The following is a 16,861-nucleotide window of genomic DNA, read 5'->3' on the forward strand; positions in this document are numbered from 1 at the left end:
CGCGCCTGCTGAAGTGCATCGCGCTGATCAGATGTCGTTGACCCAGTCAGGGCATACTGTCTGCCCCTTGCAGTAGGACGTGATGGTGCCGATAGGACGTCCATCAGGGGTATGGACGCCGTTCGGTCCCTTCTCACCTCGCTCGGCCGAGCCCAAGATGTTCATGCGCACCTGGCTGCCATGGGTGATCACGCCGTCGTACTCGGCGCGCGTTCCGTGGACTCGGTCGGCGTTGCCGTTGTAGGGCGCGTTGATGAACTTCTTCGATGTCACGTTGTGCTTCTTCGCTATGTGATGGGCACCGAAGTCGTTGGTTCCCTGACGAGTGGGGATGTCGTTGTGGTCCCAGTCGAGTGTCGACCAGTTGACGCGGTACCAGGGGATGGAGGGGTCAGGCGGAAGCGCGGCGGTTTCACCCGCCCCGTCTATCTCTCCGGGGAGCGGCACTCCTTCGGCCAGGGCCTGCTCCACACCGAAGGTCTTGACGTACTCGTCGTTGGACATGATCTGGATGTCAGCGGGGGACTCGGAGGGGTTGGTGTGTTCCTCCGCGGCAGACGCCGCCCCAGGTGTCAGCAGTGCCGTGAGACAAGCAACGGCCGTACCAGCCATGGCAGTCTTGTGCAGTAAACGTACGATGTTTCCCCCAGCAACTCGGAGCGAGCATACGCCTCCGGAGAGGTCGTTGAGCTCGCACGTGGTCTGTGCGTGTTCAACAGGAGCATAGACCCGCGATGAGGAGTCGGTGCACCTCGCGGCGAAGGTTGGCGAAAAGTATTCCCTTTTGCAAATCTCGTCAGCGGTTCGACGGGGCGTCAGCTCTCGGCCGGTCACGCGTACGACGGCCAGGCCTTCGTCCCGTTCGGCGAGCCCGGTGCGGCACCCGAGGATCTGCTGCTCCGGCTCGGCAATTGCACGTCGCTCGTGAAGTCGCCAAACAGCGCGGACAGAGCGACGCCCGGGGCCGTGGCGGGCCCAGCTCGGGCTGTGCAACGCCGACGGTCGGGAGTCGTCCGGGTTCGCCCCCGTGCTCCAGGGTCTGATGGCCGACCGGGCCTGGGGTCCCGGCCGTCGGCGGCGTCCTGGACCGCTGGCCGGACATCGCGGTCGGCCGTCGCCCCGCAACTGCCCGACCGCGTACAGGCGGTCGCCCCCCTCCATTCGAAGTCCGGCCAACTGGACCTTCGCCCCGCTCCCCGGCCCGCGCCTCCCAACTGCGCCTGATCGCCGCCCGCATCGTCGCCGCGGCCAAGGGGCTGGTCGGCGCCGACGCGGTGTGCACCGTGCGGGTTTCCTGCCCGTCAGCGCCGTGCCCGCGTGCCAGCCCGTACCGGAAGTCCCCGGCCGCCGCGCCCGCCGCTCTGCAGGTGCCGGTGGAGACTCGCGGGGTGGGGGCGCCGGGCTTCCGGCGGGCGCTCGCCGCCCACCAGGCCGCTGTGCCTCAGCCCATGTCGACCCGGCCGTCGCGGAAGCGGTGCAGCGGCAGACGCAGGCGGTGCGGGCGCTGAGCCTGCGGGCGTTCCCCGGGCTGGAGGCGGCGGCCGTCGGTCAACTGGCCCCGGTTGAGCGGTCCCGCATCGTGCGCCGCCGCCAGGCCGACGCCTCACCCGCCGCCGCCGTACGGATGCTCCGCGCCCACGTCGAACAAGTTCACATCCACTATTGGTTACACCGTACACAGCGTGTACGGTGTAACCAGATCAACGACCGGAGGAACCGATGTCCGAGCAGACCGTCGCGCACGCATTCGCCGCATTGATGAACGGCCACGACCCCGATGCCGTGGACGGCTTCGTGGCCGAGGACTACGTCAACCACAACCCGTACGTCGAGGACGGCCGGGAGGCCAACCGGGCCTTCTGGGGCCGCTGGTTCGCCGCCTTCCCCGACACCCGCGTGACCCTCGAGGACGTCCTGGTCGACGGGGACCGCGTGGCCGGCAGGTTCACCTACCGTGCCACCCACCTCGGGTCGCTGCTCGGCGAGGAGCCCACCGGTCGCCCGGTGGAGATGCGCTCGCTGGACATCTGGCGGGTACAGGACGGCATGGCGGTCGAGCACTGGGACGAGCTCAACACCCTTGAATTCTTCACCCAGCTGGGCCTGCTCGCACCGATGACCATGCCCGGCGCACGGAGCCAGGAAGAGGGCGACGCGTCATGACACCTCCCGGACAGCAGCCCGAGCCCTCCAAGTCCCGGCAGCGCCGGGAGCGGGAACGTGCCGAAACGCGGACCGAGATCCTGCGAGCCGCCCGTGAGCTGGCCCGCGCCGAGGGCTGGGACGCCGTGAGCATGCGCCGCCTGGCCGACCGGATCGGCTACTCCACCAACTACGCCTACCGCTACTTCAAGGGCCGGGACGACATCCTGCTGGCCTTCGTCAAGGACGGCTTCGTCCGGCTCGCCGACACCATGCGCACCGGCGGTACGTCGGTCCAGGCCGCAGCGGCCGCCTACCTGGACTTCGCGCTCGACGAGCCGGACGTCTACCAGGTGATGTACGGCCTCGGCGGCGTCCACGTACCCGCCGCCGACACCGTCACCGAGGGCAACGCGGTCGGCGCCGTGATCGCGGACGCCCTGGGCGTCGCGGACCCCTACGACGACCGCATCGCCCGTATCTGGGCCACCGCGCACGGCCTCGCCGCTCTGCACGCCATCCGCAAACTCCCCGTCGACCGCGCCCACCTGCACCGGCTCCTCGCGGCCAGCGTCGACGACCTGCTCCGCACCCCGCAGCAGCCAGAAGAAGGAGATGCCCGATGACCACCAGCCCCGCCGTCCCCGCCCGCTGGACGGCGGACGACATCCCGGACCAGACCGGCCGCACCATCCTCGTGACCGGTGCCAACAGCGGCCTGGGCTACGTCACCGCACGAGAACTCGCCCGCCGCGGCGCCCACGTCGTGCTCACCGCACGCAACGCGGACAAAGGCCGAGCCGCGCTGGACAGACTCCGCGGCGAACTCACCGAACCCTCCCTGGAACTGCGCACCCTGGACCTGGCCGACCTGCGCTCGGTCCACGACTTCGCCGACACCTTCGACGCACCCGTGGACGTACTCGTCAACAACGCGGGGATCATGATGCCGCCGCGCACCCTCACCAAGCAGGGGTTCGAGTCCCAGTTCGCCACCAACCACCTGGGGCACTTCGCGCTGACCGGCCTGCTGCTGGAGCGACTGCGGACCGGAAGCGACCCACGCGTCGTGACGGTCACCTCGACCCTCCACAAGAACGGAACCATCCACTACGACGACCTCGACGGCGAACGGTCCTACTCACCGCGCGCGTTCTACGCGCAGTCCAAGTACGCCAACGTGCTGTTCGGCCTCGAACTGGACCGGCGACTGCGTACGAGCGCCGTCCAGGTCCGCAGTGTCCTGGCCCACCCCGGCTACTCGGCCACGAACCTCCAGTCCTCCGGACCGACCGGACTGCTCAAGGCCATCCTCAGGGTCACCAACCGCCTCGTCGCCCAGGACGTGGAGACGGGCGCGCTCAACCAGCTCTACGCGGCCGCCGCCCCGCAGGCCAGAAGCGGGCAATTCATCGGCCCCGACGGACGCAACGAGGCGAAGGGCCACCCCACCCTCGTACAGCCAGTCGAATCCGCCACGGATCCCGAGGCCGCCCGCCGCCTGTGGGACCTGTCGGAGCAACTCACCGGAGTCCGTTACGACTTCACCGATACTGGCGGCCGCTAGGGTGGGCCGCCGTCGACGGCACCCTGATCATGATCGAGTACACCGGTACCGTGACCCTCCGCCCCAAGGAGGGCGGCAACTTGCCCAAGGCCGTGGCGCCGCGCTCGACTTCAGGGCCGGCAGCCGGTTCGGAGGCGGCTGGTTCGACTTCGCCTGCACCGGCTCGCCTCGGCCCTGCTCCGGGGGAGGGCTTGTCGGCGGCGCGGCTGGGGTCTGCTGGGGTTCAGAGGGCGTGGCGCGCGGGAGTGGGGCAGGGGGGGCGATGGCGGGGCCTCCTGGTCAGAGGCGGTTTGTGATGTCTTGCTGTGGGTTGTCGAGCCAGAGTCTCTGACCGTGGGCGTCGGCGGTGAGGCCGAAGCGGGTGATGTCCGGCCGTCCCAGTTCGCACCAGATGGTGAAGGCGCCCACGACCTCGTCCCACAGATTCCGCGGCCCCCATACGGTCACCGCGCCCGGCTCCCACCACGCGTCGTAGCGGACCTGGGTCACGCAGGTGCCGGGCTCGTTCCACAGCTGGAGTTCCCTGTCCTGGCCCTCGCCGCGGTGCGCGAAGGAGATGTCGGGCACCTGCAGGCCGACCACGAAGTCCTGCTGCCAGGTTCCCTGCATGACCTCGCCAGGATCGAGAGCCGAGGCGGTGGTGCGGGCCTCGCCGAGTTCGCCGATCCTGCGTCCAGGACGCTGGGAACGCACCCACATGTACGAGCAGCCGCCCACGAAGCGGCCCGATGCGACGCCGTCACGCAGCGTCAGCTTGAGCAGTCCGGCGTTGGCGTACGCGGTGCCGAACGGCGTGACGATGATCCCGCCGTCACTCATCTGCTCTCGCCACGCGGTGGGGATTCGGTTGCGCAGCGCGGCCGTGGAGATCAGCCGGTCGAACGGGGCCCGCTGCGCCCACCCCTCCAGTCCGTCCCCGCACACCACGGCCGGGGTGTACCCGGCGCGCTTGAGGTTGGCCAGGCCGGCAGCAGTGAGCCCGGGGTCGACTTCCTTGGCGGTGACCTGCTGCGAGCCGACCCGCTCGCACAACAGGGCCGTATGGAAACCCAGTCCGGAGCCGACCTCGAAGACCCGCTGGCCTGCGGCGAGTTCCAGGTGGCACAGCTTCTCGAAGGCGATGTCGGGGGCGGAGACCGAGGACGTGAAGTCCCCCGGGCCGGTCCGGTCGGTGCGACGGCCCCGTCGTCGATCTGCGTGATGCACGAGCGGTGGGAGTCGTAGACGGCGCGCAGCCAGGTTTCCTCGTCACGCTCACGGTCCACCAGGAGGTATCGGCCCGCACTGTCCTTCTCCGGCACCCAGAACCGTGAGGGCACGAACGCGGTGCGGTCCACCGCGTCGAACGCGTCCCGCAGCCACGCTGTGCGGAAGACGCCCTTGGCCTCCAGGACTGTCCGGCACCACGCCTTGTGGTCCACCGTGCCTGCCCCGCCTATTTGCCGCCGGGCTGCCCGTCCGGATTGGGCTCCGGACTGGGCGGGGTCCACGGCTTGATCGGTGCGGGCTTGCCCTTGTGCTTGCTTTCGGCGGTCAACGCACGCCCTCCTTCCCTCTGGGCTGGTGATACGGGCCAGTGTGGGGCATCCATGGCCGCACCGGCAGACCACGCGTCAGGCGTCCTCCGCCTGCGCCCGCCCTCTGGGTTGCCGCTGCCAGTCGGATTCGACGAGCTGGGCTCAAGGGCATGTTCGGCCGGGTTCAGCCCGGCCGGAGTGGTGGGCGGTCATGACACGAAGCCCGCGATCGGCTGGGTGGGCCGGTCGCGGGCTGGGGTGTCGCGGGGGAGGGGAGCTCGCTGTCAGGCGGTGTAGCCGAGGACGAGGGCGGCGACGACCGGGGCGAGGTAGAGGACGGGGAAGGCGACGGTCTTGTAGGAGCGGGCGCGCAGGACGGTGATGACCGCGCCGGCGAAGTAGAGGATGAGGCCGATCGCGGCCGCCACTCCGATCGCGGGTACCGCGAAGCCCACCAGCAGGCCGATGGCTCCGGCGGTCTTGGCCAGGCCGAGCGGGGTCCACCACGCCTGGGGTACGCCGTACTGGGTCAGGGGTTCGGTGACGAAGGCGGCCTTGCGCAGCAGCGAGAAGCCGGAGAAGCCGACCCAGGCGGCGGTGAGCACGGTGACGATGGTGGCGGTGGTGGACATGGGGACTCCTCGGGGAACTGCTGAGCGGATCGGTGCTTGCTGCGACGGCCTCCCAGCGTTGCTGGCCTCGCCGTCATGGGTCTGACGCGGCTGCGCCCGAGAATGTGACAGGCCCAAGACGGGACAGACGGTTGGGCGGTCGTTCAGACGGTCTTGGTGAACGTGTGGAGATGTTCGCGGAGGAAGGTCCGCAGTGTCCTGGCGGGGCGGCCGAGGACGGTCTCGATGGTGTCGTTCGGAGATTCCGGGCGCGCGATGGCCAGTTGCTGGATCTCCACCACGTGGCTGGCGAGCCAGGGCGGCATATGTGCGGTCGACAGGAGATGGCTGTGGAACTCGCTCGGCGGCAGGTCGAGGTAGCGAACGGGGCGGCAGGTCAGCTCGCCGAGCAGACGGGCGAGCTCGGGGTGGCTGAAGGCTCGCGGGCCGGTCAGGGTGTAGGTGGCGCCGGCAAGGCCGGGGCGCAGGAGGGTCTCGGCGGCGACGTCGGCGATGTCTCGGACGTCGATGTAGTTACAGGGTGCCTCGCGCATGGCCCCGATGAGTACGCCCTCGGCGATCGCTGGGGCGTTCAGGAGCAGCTTTTGCATGAATGCGTAGGGCCGGAGCACCGTAGCCGTCATTTCGGTTTTCGCCAGGTGTTCCTCGACCCGCCAGTGGCCGCGCGAGATGGCCACCGGTGAGGCGGGCTCGGCTGCCGGGGCGGAGAGTTTGACCACGTGCCGTACCCCGCAGTGGGCTGCGGCGTCTATCACGTTGGTCTCCAGCTCGGCTTGGCGCGGGCTGTTGGCCATGGCCAGGAACAGTTGCGTGGATCCCTCGAACGCGTCGCGGAGCGTCTGAGGGGCTGCGGCGTCCGCACCGACGATCTCGACCGGCGTGCTCGTGCCGAGGGCGGCGCGCAGATGGTCGGGCGTACGGCTGACGGCGCGGCAGGGGACTTCGAGTTCGACGAGCCGCCGGAGCAGGGCACTGCCGGTGGCGCCGGTGGCGCCGATGACGGTGATCACAGTGTGCCTTTCGTGAGTGAGGCGTCTGGAGAATCGGGTGGGAAGGGCCGGGTCAGGCCTGTTGCCGGGATGTCGTGCCGTGCCACCGCCAGGTGACGATGGCGGCGGCCAGGCCGGCCGACAGCGGCAGGTCGATCCGCAGCCGCTCCAGCCATCCGGCATCGGGCACGGGTGTGTGCGACGGCAGCCAGGCGGATCCGAACCATCCGGCCAGGCCGGCGATTCCGGCCGCTGTCATGGCAAGTCCGAGGGTGAGTACCGGTCGTGGCACCGAGGCTGTCCAGCGCCGGGGTCGGCCACGGCGGCGCAGCCACACGCCGACGATGCAGGCCACCAAGGCCGATGTGGCCCCGATGGAGGTGAAGGCGGCCCTGGTCAGTTCGGGCTGGCCGCTGAGGAATCCGCCGAGCCCGGCGGTGAGCGCAGGGGCCAGGTAGGCGGTCGCGACTTCCTTCCACAGGGTGAACGGACGCGTGGCGGAACCGCGCTGGGCGGTTCTGGGAGGGGGACTCATGTAACTCCTCCAAAATAAATTAGCTGGCTAACCAGTTGATTAGGTGGCTAACTACTGGGGTGCAGGAAAGGCTGCCGCGCGATCGAGGCCGCCGCCCCGCGCGGAAGTGCTGCCGCGGCTATTCCGCTGTCAGTGCGCCGATCCGCTGAGTGATCCGCTCCAGGAGGTCGAGGAACAGCCCGCGTTCGTCGTCGGCCAGCCCGCCGACCAGCGCCTCAAGCCGTGCGAAGTGGTCCGCGGCCATATCGCGCAACCGCTGACTGCCGCGCGCCGTGAGGACGACTACTGCGCCCCGCCCGTCCTCCGTCGAGGCGCGGCGAGCCACCAGGCCCTCTCGCTCCAGGCCGACGACCAGGCCCGTCACTGTGGCGCGCGAGACGCCAAGACTCTTTGCGAGCTGCGACGGCGACTTCTCCCCGTCACTGTCCTCGAGATCCACCAGGAGGCGGTAGCGTCCGGTCGACAGCCCGGAACGCGCAAAGTGCACTTCGGACGCCCGGTCCAGGCGCGCCCCGGCAGCCATCAGGCGCACCGCGACAAGCACCGCCTGCGGATCGGCCTCAAGCCCGTACCGCGCGATCTGCTTCCGCGCCTGTGCGAGCGTGGGTGCGGCGCCGGGGTTCGCGTCCTCGTCACTCATGAGAAGTAATATGGCGGCTAACTACCTGCCGGTCAAGTCGCCGAGAGCCTCGCAGCCGCAGCCGCCGGACGGCTCCGCCCCCGACTGCGGCCCGCCGCGCCGGGGGCCTCACCGCAGACCTGGTCACCGGTGCCATGACGAGGGTGACGTGCCCAGTCGTCTGCGGATGTCTCCTGTCATGGCCCGGTGCTGTCGCCTCAAGGACGTGTCACTTCCTCAACTTGAGGCTTCAACTCGACTGCGTTGCGGCAGGCTGGGGTAGTCGGGGAGCTGCCAGTCGCCTCCGCGCTCTTCCTTCGCGAAGCGCGCGGTGAGGTCGGGAATGCGCAGGAGGCAAGCCAGGGCCGTGACGGCCTGGAAGGCGCTGATCGCGCGCTTGTTCATGGGCATGCCGACGCGTAGCAGACGGGGGTTCACTTGGGCTTGGATCTCGTCGATGAAGGGCCGTAGCACGCTGTCGTAGTTCGCCAGGGCGGTGGGCAGGTCGTCCGCGTGCCGGTTGATCTCGCCGGCCAGGACGTAGGCGCCGACCAGACCGCCGGAGATGCCCATGCCGCTGTAGGGGGAGGCGCAGTGTGCGGCGTCACCGGCCAGGGCCACCCGCCCCTGGGACCAGGTGGCGGTGCGTACCTGGGCGATCTCCTGCGAGTAGAAGAAGGGACTCGTCTCCATGCCCGCGATGAACCGCTCGGTCTGCCAGCCCGCATCGCGGAAACGGCCGGCCCAGAAGTCCTGCTGCCGCTCGACGGGGGCGCGGTGGATCGCGGAGGCTTCCGCCGACTCCTCTCGCATCACGAAGTAGACCTGGGTCTCGGCCGGGTCGTGGCTGCGCCGCATGATCTGGCGGCCTCCCGGGACCATGTAGGTGTCGCGGATGTTGCTGTCGGAGGCGATGCGCGGGACGAACCAGTAAGCCATGTGGATGCCGACGCGCCAATACGGGTCGAAGCCCTCCGGGAGGAGCGCCCGGCGGATGCGTGAACCCTGGCCGTCGGCGCCGATCAGCACGTCGTACGCGCCGGACGTGCCATCGGAGAAGTGGGCGGTGACCTGGCGGTCGTCCTGATCGAAGCCGTCGACGCTCTTGCCGAAGACGTACGCGGCGCCGTCCTTGGCCGCGTCGTGGAGGATGCGCACGAGGTCGCCGCGCATGATCTCGTACTCCGAGGTGAGGGTCTGGCGGCCCTTGCCGGAGGTGTTGGCCATGATCGTCGCCTTCGGCTTCCCGCGGGAGTTGACGAAGGCGACGCCCGCCTCGTCCACGAGCCGACTGCGGACGGTGTCGAGCAGCCCCATCCGCTCGACCGCTTCGATGCCCTGCCCGCGGAGGTCGACCTGCGCCCCCGAGGCGCGCAGCGCCGGAAAGCGTTCGATGACCGTCACCTGGTGGCCGCCGCGGGTGAGCCAGAAGGCCAGCGCCTGCCCGGTGACGCCGCCACCGGCGACGAGAATCCGCAGAGAGCACTTCGTGATCTTGTTCGTCATGTCGATCACCCCCAAATCTATCGGTGATTGATTCCTTTCGAGATTCTTCTATCACCGATAGATTGTCAACGTGACCAAGATGAACCGTGCGACCGTCGTCACTGAAGCGTTGGATCTGCTCGACGAGGTGGGCCTGGAGAACGTCAGCACGAGGCGGCTGGCACAGCGCCTCGGCGTCGAGCAGCCCTCGCTCTACTACCACTTCCGCACCAAGAAGGACCTGCTCGCGGCCATGGCACAGGCGGCTATGGCCCCCCACGCCGACGCACCGCTCCCCGCGCCCGGGGACGACTGGCGCGAGTGGTTTCTGGAGAACACGCGCAGCTTCCGGCGCACGCTGCTCCTGCGCCGCGATGGCGCACGCCTCCATGCCGGCAGCGCCCCGACCGGCGACCTCGACCGGATCCGCCACAAGATGACCTTCCTCATCACCTCCGGCGTGCCAGAACGGGACGCACAGATGGCCATGTTGGCCGCCAGCCGCTATACGGTCGGCAGCGTCCTGGAAGAGCAGGCCGACACGGACTCCGGGGACGTCACGGAGCGACGGGCCGGCGTGCCGGAGATCGACCACGAATCGGCGTTCGAGGAGGGCCTCGCCCTCATCCTGGGCGGCCTCGTGCAACGCACCGCAGCGGCTGGATCCCGGGCCCAGCAGGACCCCGGACGCTGATCGCCGCCGAGGCAGCACTGGCGAGTCGGTTCGGCCGAGCTTGACTCCGTCCGCTGGCGCTCGCCGCTGTCGCTGTGGCGGACTGGCGCCCCCAGCAGGCGGCCGAGATACGCAGCCTGGCGTATTGGGCCCCGTCGCACGACCGGTGACGATGAACCCTATGCGTACGCAGCCCCGGACGCGGGCCGAACTCAGGCGTGCCGCCTTCCTCCTTCTAGGCATCGGATTCCTCCTCCTGTTCACCGGAAACTTCCTCCTCGCCGACTACCAGGACCGCCCGCGGGGCCTCAACTTCTGCCTGAGCCCCTGCGAGCCGCCCGAGGATCCCGGCCCGGCCCAGTCGAGTGAAGCCTCGGATGTCATCAACGCTCTTGGAACGCTCGCCACGGGCGCGGGGACCTTCCTGACCGGCGCCGCGGCGTTCCGTCTGGCAAAACGCCGCGAGCTCCCGCCCCTCGCACGCCAGGAACGATCCGAGCCCCGAGAGAACACCACGCCGGAATAGGGTCCGCCTCCCGACCGCAGCCGTTGTGCCGCTATGTTCTGAGACCGCGCCACACGCCGGTGCCCTGTGTTGTGGGGGCCCGCCGTCCGGGGCTCCGGCACGCGCGGCTCCACCACTTTCGGTGCGGAGGGCGTTTACACCGCCCGCGCCGCTCTTGTCCGGGTGGCGTTGCCTGTCGCTTGTCGCCGTCGTCTCTCGCACTGCCAGCGGACGCGGTCCACGTGGTGGGCGGGTTACGTCGTTCACGGGACGGTGGCCAGGTTCGCGCGGGGGGCCAGCGGCTGCGTCACCGGCCGGGTGCAGGCGCCGGCGTCGGGCCCAGCTGCGAACGACGAGGTCTGCACGCTGTTCCGCGTGAGAACGCGTTGTGTTTGGCATCCCAGCACCTCCCGGCGTGCCGGAGAGCGCCTTGGCGCCACGCAGTGAACGGAAAGGGAGGAGCAGCCGTCGTGACCGGTGAGGGCCTCACTGCGCAGGAAGGCAAGTCGGCTTGTGAGAACGGAGACGCTCTGGCCGTACACGGCCGAACGGCTTGTGGGGACCTGACAGCGAGCGCTGCGCACTGGATGTGCACGGCGTTACGAGCTGCTGCCCGTTCGTGCTGCTCAGGCGGTACTTCACCGTGCGGCCATAGGGAACAATTGGATCATGCGTATCCGAGTGGTCGACCCCAGCGAATTCCCCCTGCTCCAGGACATCGAGAGGGCCGCGGGCCGCTCGTTCCGTGACGTCGGCATGCCGGAGATCGCCGATGACGAGCCGCCCACACCCGAAGAGCTCGCGCGGTACCAGCGGGCGGGGCGCGCCTGGGTCGCGGCCGACGACGCCGACCGGCCCGTCGCGTACCTCCTCGCGGACCACGTCGACGGCGATCTGCACATCGAGCAGGTGTCCGTGCACCCCGACCACGCGCGGCGCGGCGTCGGCCGCGCCCTCATCGAGCACCTGGCCGACACCGCCAGGGCCGGTGGGTTCCCCGCGCTGACCCTCACGACCTTCGCCGAGGTGCCGTGGAACGCGCCGTACTACGCCCGCTGCGGCTTCGAGACCGTCGACGAGGCGACGATCGGCCCACAGCTGCGAGCGGTGCGGCAGAACGAGGCCGCCCACGGCCTGGACCGGTGGCCGCGGGTGTGCATGCGGCGCCCGGTGTGAAGCCGTGGCACAACAGGCTCATTGAAGTCTTCAGTAACGCCGCGGTCCGGACCTAGGATCGGGCGGCATGAGCGGGCGACAGCTCAGGACCCGGCGCGGCGCGCGGTACACCGGCGCGCGCGGCGCGGGCCTGTGTCTGCTGGCGCTCGTGGTCTGCCTGCTCACCGTGTGGGGCTCGGGCGCGGCGTCGGTCTCCTCCGGGGCGGAGAAGACCGACCACGCGCGCACGACAGGTCCCTACAGCCCGGCCGTCGAGGCCTCGGTGGGCCCCGACACCAGCGGTTGCCAGGACGGGGACGCCCAGGACGCGCCCCGGGGCGCGGTGCTGCCCCGGCCCGACCAGCCCTGCGCGCCCGTGCCCCGGTCCGCGCCGACGAGCGGCGACGCGGTGCCCGTCGCCACCGCGCCGAGCCCGAAGGGCGCGGACGCCACCACCGTCGATCTCTACAGAACCCGCGTCATCAGAACGTAGAGGGCCCTCTCCTCCCTCGACGCTTCCCGCGCCACGGACGCGGCGTCCGACCGCTCCACCGGGCGTCCCCGCCCGCGCGGTGTCCGACCGCGCGGCTCCCTCGGCAACCCCCTGTGCACCAAGGAGAGTTCCAGCATGTCTTCGTCCCCTTCGCGTCCCCCCGCCCCGCCCGAGGGCCTGATCGCGCCCGGCGCGCCGGCCGCACACCGGGCCGTCCCCGGCGCTCCCGCGCTCCAGCCTGGCACCGACCTCGGGCTGCTGCTCCTGCGCGTCGCCGTCGGCTTGACCATGGCCGGTCACGGCACACAGAAGCTGTTCGGCTGGTTCGACGGCGGCGGCTTGAACGGCACCGCCGACCACTTCGCCGCGGACGGCTACAAGGCCGCCAAGACGATGGCGTGGGTCGCCGCCCTCACCGAGACCTTCTGCGGCCTCGGCCTCGCCATCGGCCTGCTCACCCCGCTCGCGGGTGCGGGCATCCTCGGCATCATGCTCAACGCCATCGCCACCAAGTGGGGCGGCGGCTTCTTCGCCCCCGAGGGCGTCGAGTACGACCTGGTCCTGCTCGTCGGCGCCGTGGCCCTGGCCCTGACCGGACCCGGCCGCGTCGCCGCCGACCACCTACTGCCCGGGCTGCGCGACCACCGGTTCACCAGGGGCGTCGCGGCGGTCGCCCTCGGCGCGCTCTCAGCCGCGTTCGTCCTGGTCGTCCTGCGCGACTGAGGCGGTACTCCCGGCAGGACCGGGGCGGCGCCCGCGGCCATGACCGCGGCCGCCGCCCCGGCGTGGGCCGACGCGAGGAGAACGTACTTGACTGCGGAACGATCTCCGCTTTGGGTGGAAGGGCCCACCGCCGGGCCCGTCGCCCTCGATCAGGAGCCGTCATGCACGCAGAGGAAAGCCAGGACGAAGCACCGGCACGCGTGCCGATGACCGCCGAGAGCATCGCGGCGGCCACGGTCGGTGAAGTGCCCCGGCTCGACGGGCAGGTGACGCTCAGGGAGTACGATTCGCGCTGGCCCGAGGCCTTCGCGCGGGAGGCGGCGCGCATCCGCGCCGCGCTTGACGCGACACCCCACGAGCTGGAGCACGCCGGGTCCACCTCTGTGCCGGGCCTCACCGCCAAGCCGATCGTCGACATGGTGCTCACCGTCCCCGACCCTGGAGACGAGGAGGCGTACGTACCGGCCCTGGAACGGATCGGATTCCGGCTCGCTATCCGTGAACCCGAGTGGTACGAACACCGCGTACTGCGCAAGCAGGACCTGGGGCCCGGCGCCGATTCGGCGAACCTGCACGTGTTCCCGCGCGGCTGCGCCGAGGTGACCCGCATGCTGCTGTTCCGCGACCGGCTGCGCGCCCACCGCGACGACCGGGACCTGTACGCCCGCACCAAGCAAGCACTCGCCGCCCGCACCTGGACCTATGCGCAGAACTACGCCGACGCCAAGTCGGACGTGGTCGCGGAGATCATGGAGAGGGCGGCACGGGAGGGCTGAGCACGGGCGGGGCCGCGCGGCCGGGGGCAGGTCCGTGTGGCGGGGCAGCCGCGAGTCGGGTGCGCTGCAGCCGGAGTTGAGCCCCTTGTGGCTCCGTCGACGGGGACAACGGACGAGCGCGGCAGAAGTGCCGTGCGGCGACCCGGGCGGTGGAACCCGGCCTGATGGCGTCGCCCGGCGGCTGGATCGCGCGGAGCCGTCAGGAGGTCGGTGAGCCGGTGACCGCCGCGAGGGCCTGGCGGAGCGTGGCCTCGCTCGGCGGGGCGGCGGGCCAGCGGGCGGCGACGTGGCCGTCGGGCCGGACGAGCAGCGCCCCCTGCGGGCCCAGGCCGCAGGGCTCCGTGTGCGCGCGGGGGAGGGCCTCGACCCGCAACGGCCAGGGCGCGGTGGGCAGATGCTCCCACCGGGCCGGGTCCGGGGTGAGCAGGGTGAACCACTCGCCGCAGGCGTCGAGCGTGGAGCGGCCCGGGGCGAGCCAGAAGTGGGGCATGCGGTGGCCCGGCTCCGCGGTGGGGACGTAGTCCGTGCCCCCTTCGGAGGAGCCGGATGCCTCCGGCGGAGCCGGGCCGTCGGCGAGGACCGCCCCGGAGCGATACGCGACGCCGAGCACCAGGCCGAGCTGCGCGAAGTACCGCTCCGACCAAGGGAGTTCGACCGGGTCCTCTGCCGCCGCGCCGGACCGGAGCTGCTCGTTGCGGCGCGTCTGCACCTGGACCATGAGCCGGGTGGCGGCCACCGTCTGGTCGAGCGTCCGATGAGCGACGGGCAGGCGTTCCGTGCCGTAGGTGTCGAGCAGGCCCGGCCCCGCCCATCCGCGCAGGACGCCCGCCAGTTTCCAGCAGAGGTTGTGCACGTCGGCGACCCCGGTGTTCATGCCCAGGCCGCCGGTGATGGGCAGCGCGTGCACGGCGTCACCGGCGAGCACCACGTGCCCCTGCCGGAAGCGCTCGGCGACGAACGCGTTCATCACCCAGTGCTGCACCCGCAGCACCTCGGGCCGCACCCCGGCGCGCGGCCCGAGCGCACGGGAGACGAGACCGGGCCAGTCGGTGTGCGCGGCGTCGTCCGGTGTGAGCCCGAACCAGAGCCAGCCGCCCTCGGGGTGGACGGGACCGAACGACCCGTGCGCGGTGAAGTAGACCCCGGCGGGCTGGCCGGCGCTCCAGCGGCCGAGGTCGGCGTCGAACACCACGGTGGTGAAACGGCCCAGCTCACCAGGGCCGGTGGTGGCGATGCCCAGGAGCGGCCGGAGGGTGGAGTGGGCGCCGTCGGCGGCGAGGACGTACCGGGCACGGACCCGGGTGCGCTCGCCGCTGCCGTGGTCGGCGAGCACGGCCACGGCGCCCTCGGCCTCTTCCACCAGGTCGACGAGTTCGACCCCGAAGCGCACCGGTGCGTCGGCGGCCGCCAGCAGGGTGGGTTCCAGGCGGTCCTGCGAGGTGAGCACGCCGATCACGGGGCTCTCGGGCACCGGCTCGTTGACCCCGATCATCGCGGCCGTGGCGAAGTCGCGGTCGTACAGGGTGTCGCGGAAGCGGATGCGGCCGTACTCGGGCGCGAACGCGCGGTCCGCGATCCGGGCGGCGAGGCCGAGCCCCCGGTAGATCTCCATCGAGCGCACGTTGACGAGCCGGGACCGGGGGAAGGGCGAGAGGCCGGTGCGCTTCTCCACGAGCAGCGTCCGCACGCCCCAGCGCGCGAGCAGCGCGCGGGCGGTGAGCCCGACGGGACCGCCCCCGACGATCAGTACTGCCGTCTCGGCGTCCACTGCGGGCATGTCGGCTCCTCAGGCGGCGGTGCGGCGGCCTGGGCGGCGGCCGAGCCGGCATGAGGTCAATTTCCCGGACCCGGTGGCGGGCCGCAACGCCCGTGCCGCCGATTGCGCCCGAACGTGTTCAGGAGGCCGGGCCGACCGGCAGCCCGCTCAGGACAGGGGGCGGCTGGAGCCTCGTACCACCAGGTCGGGGGCCAGGTGTATGGTCCGCCGCGGTCCGCCGCCGTCGGCGCCGAGGCGGTGGCCGAGCAACCGCGTCGCCTCGGCGGCCAGTTCGGCGACCGGCTGGCGGACCGTGGTGATGCCGGGGGCCGCGAGCTCCGCCATCGGGATGTCGTCGAACCCGGTGACGGCGACTTCGCCGGGCACGTCCGCGCCCAGCTCCCGCAGCCGCTGGAGCACCCCGATCGCGATGAGGTCGTTCGCGCAGACCACGGCGTCGGGACGCGTTTCCCCCAGCGCGTCGACGGCGGCCCGGCCCCACGCCACGGAGAAGTCGCCGAGCGCCACCCGCTCCGGCGCCCGGGGGTCGAGCGCGCCGGAACCGGTCGCGTACGCCGCGCGCCGTTCAGCCGCAGCCGACGCCGTGCCGTGCGCGCCGACGAAACAGGGCCGTCGGCGCCCGGTGGTCGCGAGGTGGTCCAGGACGAGGGCCATGCCCGTGGCGTTGTCGACGGCCACGGAGTCGGCGACGCCGGGACCGCACCGGCGGTCCAGGAGGACCAGCGGCACCCGCGCCGCCGCCGCGGCCACCGCGTCCCGGCTGCGCCGCTCGTCGGCAGGGATCACCAGGAGCGCGTCGACGCGGCGGCTGAGCAGGTCGTCGATGCGCTCCGCCTCCGCCACGGGGTCGTCGTCGCAGTCGGCGAGCAGCACGGCGCGCCCCTCGGCCTGCAGCGCGTGCGTCAGCTCGCGGACCAGGGCCGGGTAGAAGGGGTTGGTGATCTGCGGCAGGACGAGGCCGACCGTGCCGGTGGCGCGGCTGCGCAGGGCGCGGGCCGCGTGGTTGGGCCGGTAGCCGAGGCTCGCCGCGGCCGCCCGGACGCGGCGGGCGGTGTCGGCGCCCACGGGCCGGGTTCCGGCGAGGACCCGCGAGACGGTGGCGACGGAGCAGCCGGAGGCCCGCGCCACGTCCCTGAGCGTCACGTCAGCCACGCCCGTGCCCCCTTCCCTCGGCAATGTCCGGAGAACGTTATCAACGGCCACAGGGCTCGCCCGGAGGCGCCGAAGAGGGGCAGGGTCCCGTACCGCCTCGCCCCATGTCTGACGTAATACC

Annotated in this window: 18 protein-coding genes; 9 read left to right on the plus strand and 9 right to left on the minus strand. The window is 71.3% G+C overall.

Going from position 1 to position 16,861, the window contains the following annotated elements:
* Positions 1-27: 27 nt before the first annotated feature.
* The gene (locus tag C9F11_RS40925; protein ID WP_138965393.1) at positions 28-504 is read right to left on the minus strand and encodes a hypothetical protein; all 477 of its coding nucleotides are present in this window, start codon (positions 502-504) and stop codon (positions 28-30) included.
* Positions 505-1,719: 1,215 nt separating this feature from the next.
* Between C9F11_RS40925 and C9F11_RS40935 the strand changes: the two genes are divergently transcribed.
* Genes C9F11_RS40935 through C9F11_RS40945 form a run of 3 tightly spaced genes read left to right on the plus strand, consistent with a single transcriptional unit; the run spans position 1,720 to position 3,709 of the window.
* Complete coding sequence (locus C9F11_RS40935) at positions 1,720-2,163, plus strand: ester cyclase (RefSeq protein ID WP_138965395.1); 444 nt, start codon at positions 1,720-1,722, stop codon at positions 2,161-2,163.
* Positions 2,160-2,768: a TetR/AcrR family transcriptional regulator gene (locus C9F11_RS40940; RefSeq protein ID WP_138965397.1), complete on the plus strand. Its 609-nt coding sequence runs from the start codon at positions 2,160-2,162 to the stop codon at positions 2,766-2,768. Before C9F11_RS40935 ends, C9F11_RS40940 begins: the two co-directional genes overlap by 4 nt.
* Positions 2,765-3,709, plus strand: a complete 945-nt coding sequence (locus tag C9F11_RS40945) for an oxidoreductase (RefSeq protein ID WP_138965399.1) — start codon at positions 2,765-2,767, stop codon at positions 3,707-3,709. The genes C9F11_RS40940 and C9F11_RS40945 overlap by 4 nt, the downstream gene beginning before the upstream one ends.
* A 279-nt stretch (positions 3,710-3,988) precedes the next feature.
* On the opposite strand, the gene C9F11_RS40950 is transcribed toward C9F11_RS40945, so the two are convergent.
* The 6 genes from C9F11_RS40950 to C9F11_RS40975 all read right to left on the minus strand — a co-directional run bounded on the left by C9F11_RS40950 (position 3,989) and on the right by C9F11_RS40975 (position 9,507).
* Positions 3,989-4,915: a protein-L-isoaspartate(D-aspartate) O-methyltransferase gene (locus C9F11_RS40950; protein WP_171076015.1), complete on the minus strand. Its 927-nt coding sequence runs from the start codon at positions 4,913-4,915 to the stop codon at positions 3,989-3,991.
* A 595-nt stretch (positions 4,916-5,510) separates the two neighbouring features.
* Complete coding sequence (locus C9F11_RS40955) at positions 5,511-5,858, minus strand: DoxX family protein (RefSeq protein WP_138965403.1); 348 nt, start codon at positions 5,856-5,858, stop codon at positions 5,511-5,513.
* 143 nt (positions 5,859-6,001) lie between these two features.
* Positions 6,002-6,868 carry an NmrA family NAD(P)-binding protein gene (locus C9F11_RS40960; protein ID WP_138965405.1) on the minus strand — a complete coding sequence of 289 codons (867 nt, stop codon included), beginning with the start codon at positions 6,866-6,868 and terminating at the stop codon, positions 6,002-6,004.
* Between the two features lie 52 nt (positions 6,869-6,920).
* Positions 6,921-7,382 (minus strand): hypothetical protein, encoded by a 462-nt coding sequence (locus tag C9F11_RS40965; RefSeq protein ID WP_138965407.1) that lies wholly within the window; start codon positions 7,380-7,382, stop codon positions 6,921-6,923.
* A gap of 118 nt (positions 7,383-7,500) precedes the next feature.
* Complete coding sequence (locus tag C9F11_RS40970; protein ID WP_138965409.1) at positions 7,501-8,022, minus strand: MarR family transcriptional regulator; 522 nt, start codon at positions 8,020-8,022, stop codon at positions 7,501-7,503.
* A 216-nt stretch (positions 8,023-8,238) separates the two neighbouring features.
* Positions 8,239-9,507 (minus strand): FAD-dependent monooxygenase, encoded by a 1,269-nt coding sequence (locus C9F11_RS40975; RefSeq protein ID WP_138965411.1) that lies wholly within the window; start codon positions 9,505-9,507, stop codon positions 8,239-8,241.
* A gap of 79 nt (positions 9,508-9,586) precedes the next feature.
* On the opposite strand from C9F11_RS40975, the gene C9F11_RS40980 reads away from it, so the two are divergent.
* The 6 genes from C9F11_RS40980 to C9F11_RS41005 all read left to right on the plus strand — a co-directional run bounded on the left by C9F11_RS40980 (position 9,587) and on the right by C9F11_RS41005 (position 13,811).
* Positions 9,587-10,180 carry a TetR/AcrR family transcriptional regulator C-terminal domain-containing protein gene (locus C9F11_RS40980; RefSeq protein WP_171076166.1) on the plus strand — a complete coding sequence of 198 codons (594 nt, stop codon included), beginning with the start codon at positions 9,587-9,589 and terminating at the stop codon, positions 10,178-10,180.
* Between the two features lie 160 nt (positions 10,181-10,340).
* Positions 10,341-10,685, plus strand: coding sequence for a hypothetical protein (locus C9F11_RS40985; protein WP_138965415.1), 345 nt, complete (start codon positions 10,341-10,343; stop codon positions 10,683-10,685).
* Positions 10,686-11,333: 648 nt separating this feature from the next.
* The gene (locus C9F11_RS40990) at positions 11,334-11,840 is read left to right on the plus strand and encodes a GNAT family N-acetyltransferase (protein ID WP_138965417.1); all 507 of its coding nucleotides are present in this window, start codon (positions 11,334-11,336) and stop codon (positions 11,838-11,840) included.
* Positions 11,841-11,907: 67 nt separating this feature from the next.
* Positions 11,908-12,312, plus strand: a complete 405-nt coding sequence (locus tag C9F11_RS40995) for a hypothetical protein (protein WP_138965419.1) — start codon at positions 11,908-11,910, stop codon at positions 12,310-12,312.
* Between the two features lie 135 nt (positions 12,313-12,447).
* Positions 12,448-13,035, plus strand: coding sequence for a DoxX family protein (locus tag C9F11_RS41000; RefSeq protein WP_138965421.1), 588 nt, complete (start codon positions 12,448-12,450; stop codon positions 13,033-13,035).
* Between the two features lie 161 nt (positions 13,036-13,196).
* Positions 13,197-13,811, plus strand: coding sequence for a GrpB family protein (locus C9F11_RS41005; RefSeq protein ID WP_249402096.1), 615 nt, complete (start codon positions 13,197-13,199; stop codon positions 13,809-13,811).
* Positions 13,812-14,010: 199 nt separating this feature from the next.
* On the opposite strand, the gene C9F11_RS41010 is transcribed toward C9F11_RS41005, so the two are convergent.
* Positions 14,011-15,588 carry an FAD-dependent monooxygenase gene (locus C9F11_RS41010; RefSeq protein ID WP_138965423.1) on the minus strand — a complete coding sequence of 526 codons (1,578 nt, stop codon included), beginning with the start codon at positions 15,586-15,588 and terminating at the stop codon, positions 14,011-14,013.
* A 147-nt stretch (positions 15,589-15,735) separates the two neighbouring features.
* A complete protein-coding gene (locus C9F11_RS41015) occupies positions 15,736-16,740 on the minus strand; it encodes a LacI family DNA-binding transcriptional regulator (RefSeq protein WP_138965425.1) in 1,005 nt (334 codons plus the stop codon).
* Between the last annotated feature and the right edge of the window lie 121 nt (positions 16,741-16,861).

The sequence above is a fragment of the Streptomyces sp. YIM 121038 genome (genome assembly GCF_006088715.1).
Lineage (GTDB): Bacteria > Actinomycetota > Actinomycetes > Streptomycetales > Streptomycetaceae > Streptomyces.

What these genes read in the sequence shown, in the direction of transcription:
- C9F11_RS40925 (WP_138965393.1), bottom strand. Translation starts at nt 504, where the DNA reads ATGTCCAACGACGAGTACGTCAAGACCTTCGGTGTGGAGCAGGCCCTG.
- C9F11_RS40935 (WP_138965395.1), top strand. Translation starts at nt 1,720, where the DNA reads ATGTCCGAGCAGACCGTCGCGCACGCATTCGCCGCATTGATGAACGGC.
- C9F11_RS40940 (WP_138965397.1), top strand. Translation starts at nt 2,160, where the DNA reads ATGACACCTCCCGGACAGCAGCCCGAGCCCTCCAAGTCCCGGCAGCGC.
- C9F11_RS40945 (WP_138965399.1), top strand. Translation starts at nt 2,765, where the DNA reads ATGACCACCAGCCCCGCCGTCCCCGCCCGCTGGACGGCGGACGACATC.
- C9F11_RS40955 (WP_138965403.1), bottom strand. Translation starts at nt 5,858, where the DNA reads ATGTCCACCACCGCCACCATCGTCACCGTGCTCACCGCCGCCTGGGTC.
- C9F11_RS40965 (WP_138965407.1), bottom strand. Translation starts at nt 7,382, where the DNA reads ATGAGTCCCCCTCCCAGAACCGCCCAGCGCGGTTCCGCCACGCGTCCG.
- C9F11_RS40970 (WP_138965409.1), bottom strand. Translation starts at nt 8,022, where the DNA reads ATGAGTGACGAGGACGCGAACCCCGGCGCCGCACCCACGCTCGCACAG.
- C9F11_RS40975 (WP_138965411.1), bottom strand. Translation starts at nt 9,507, where the DNA reads ATGACGAACAAGATCACGAAGTGCTCTCTGCGGATTCTCGTCGCCGGT.
- C9F11_RS40980 (WP_171076166.1), top strand. Translation starts at nt 9,587, where the DNA reads ATGAACCGTGCGACCGTCGTCACTGAAGCGTTGGATCTGCTCGACGAG.
- C9F11_RS40985 (WP_138965415.1), top strand. Translation starts at nt 10,341, where the DNA reads ATGCGTACGCAGCCCCGGACGCGGGCCGAACTCAGGCGTGCCGCCTTC.
- C9F11_RS40990 (WP_138965417.1), top strand. Translation starts at nt 11,334, where the DNA reads ATGCGTATCCGAGTGGTCGACCCCAGCGAATTCCCCCTGCTCCAGGAC.
- C9F11_RS40995 (WP_138965419.1), top strand. Translation starts at nt 11,908, where the DNA reads ATGAGCGGGCGACAGCTCAGGACCCGGCGCGGCGCGCGGTACACCGGC.
- C9F11_RS41000 (WP_138965421.1), top strand. Translation starts at nt 12,448, where the DNA reads ATGTCTTCGTCCCCTTCGCGTCCCCCCGCCCCGCCCGAGGGCCTGATC.
- C9F11_RS41005 (WP_249402096.1), top strand. Translation starts at nt 13,197, where the DNA reads ATGCACGCAGAGGAAAGCCAGGACGAAGCACCGGCACGCGTGCCGATG.
- C9F11_RS41010 (WP_138965423.1), bottom strand. Translation starts at nt 15,588, where the DNA reads ATGCCCGCAGTGGACGCCGAGACGGCAGTACTGATCGTCGGGGGCGGT.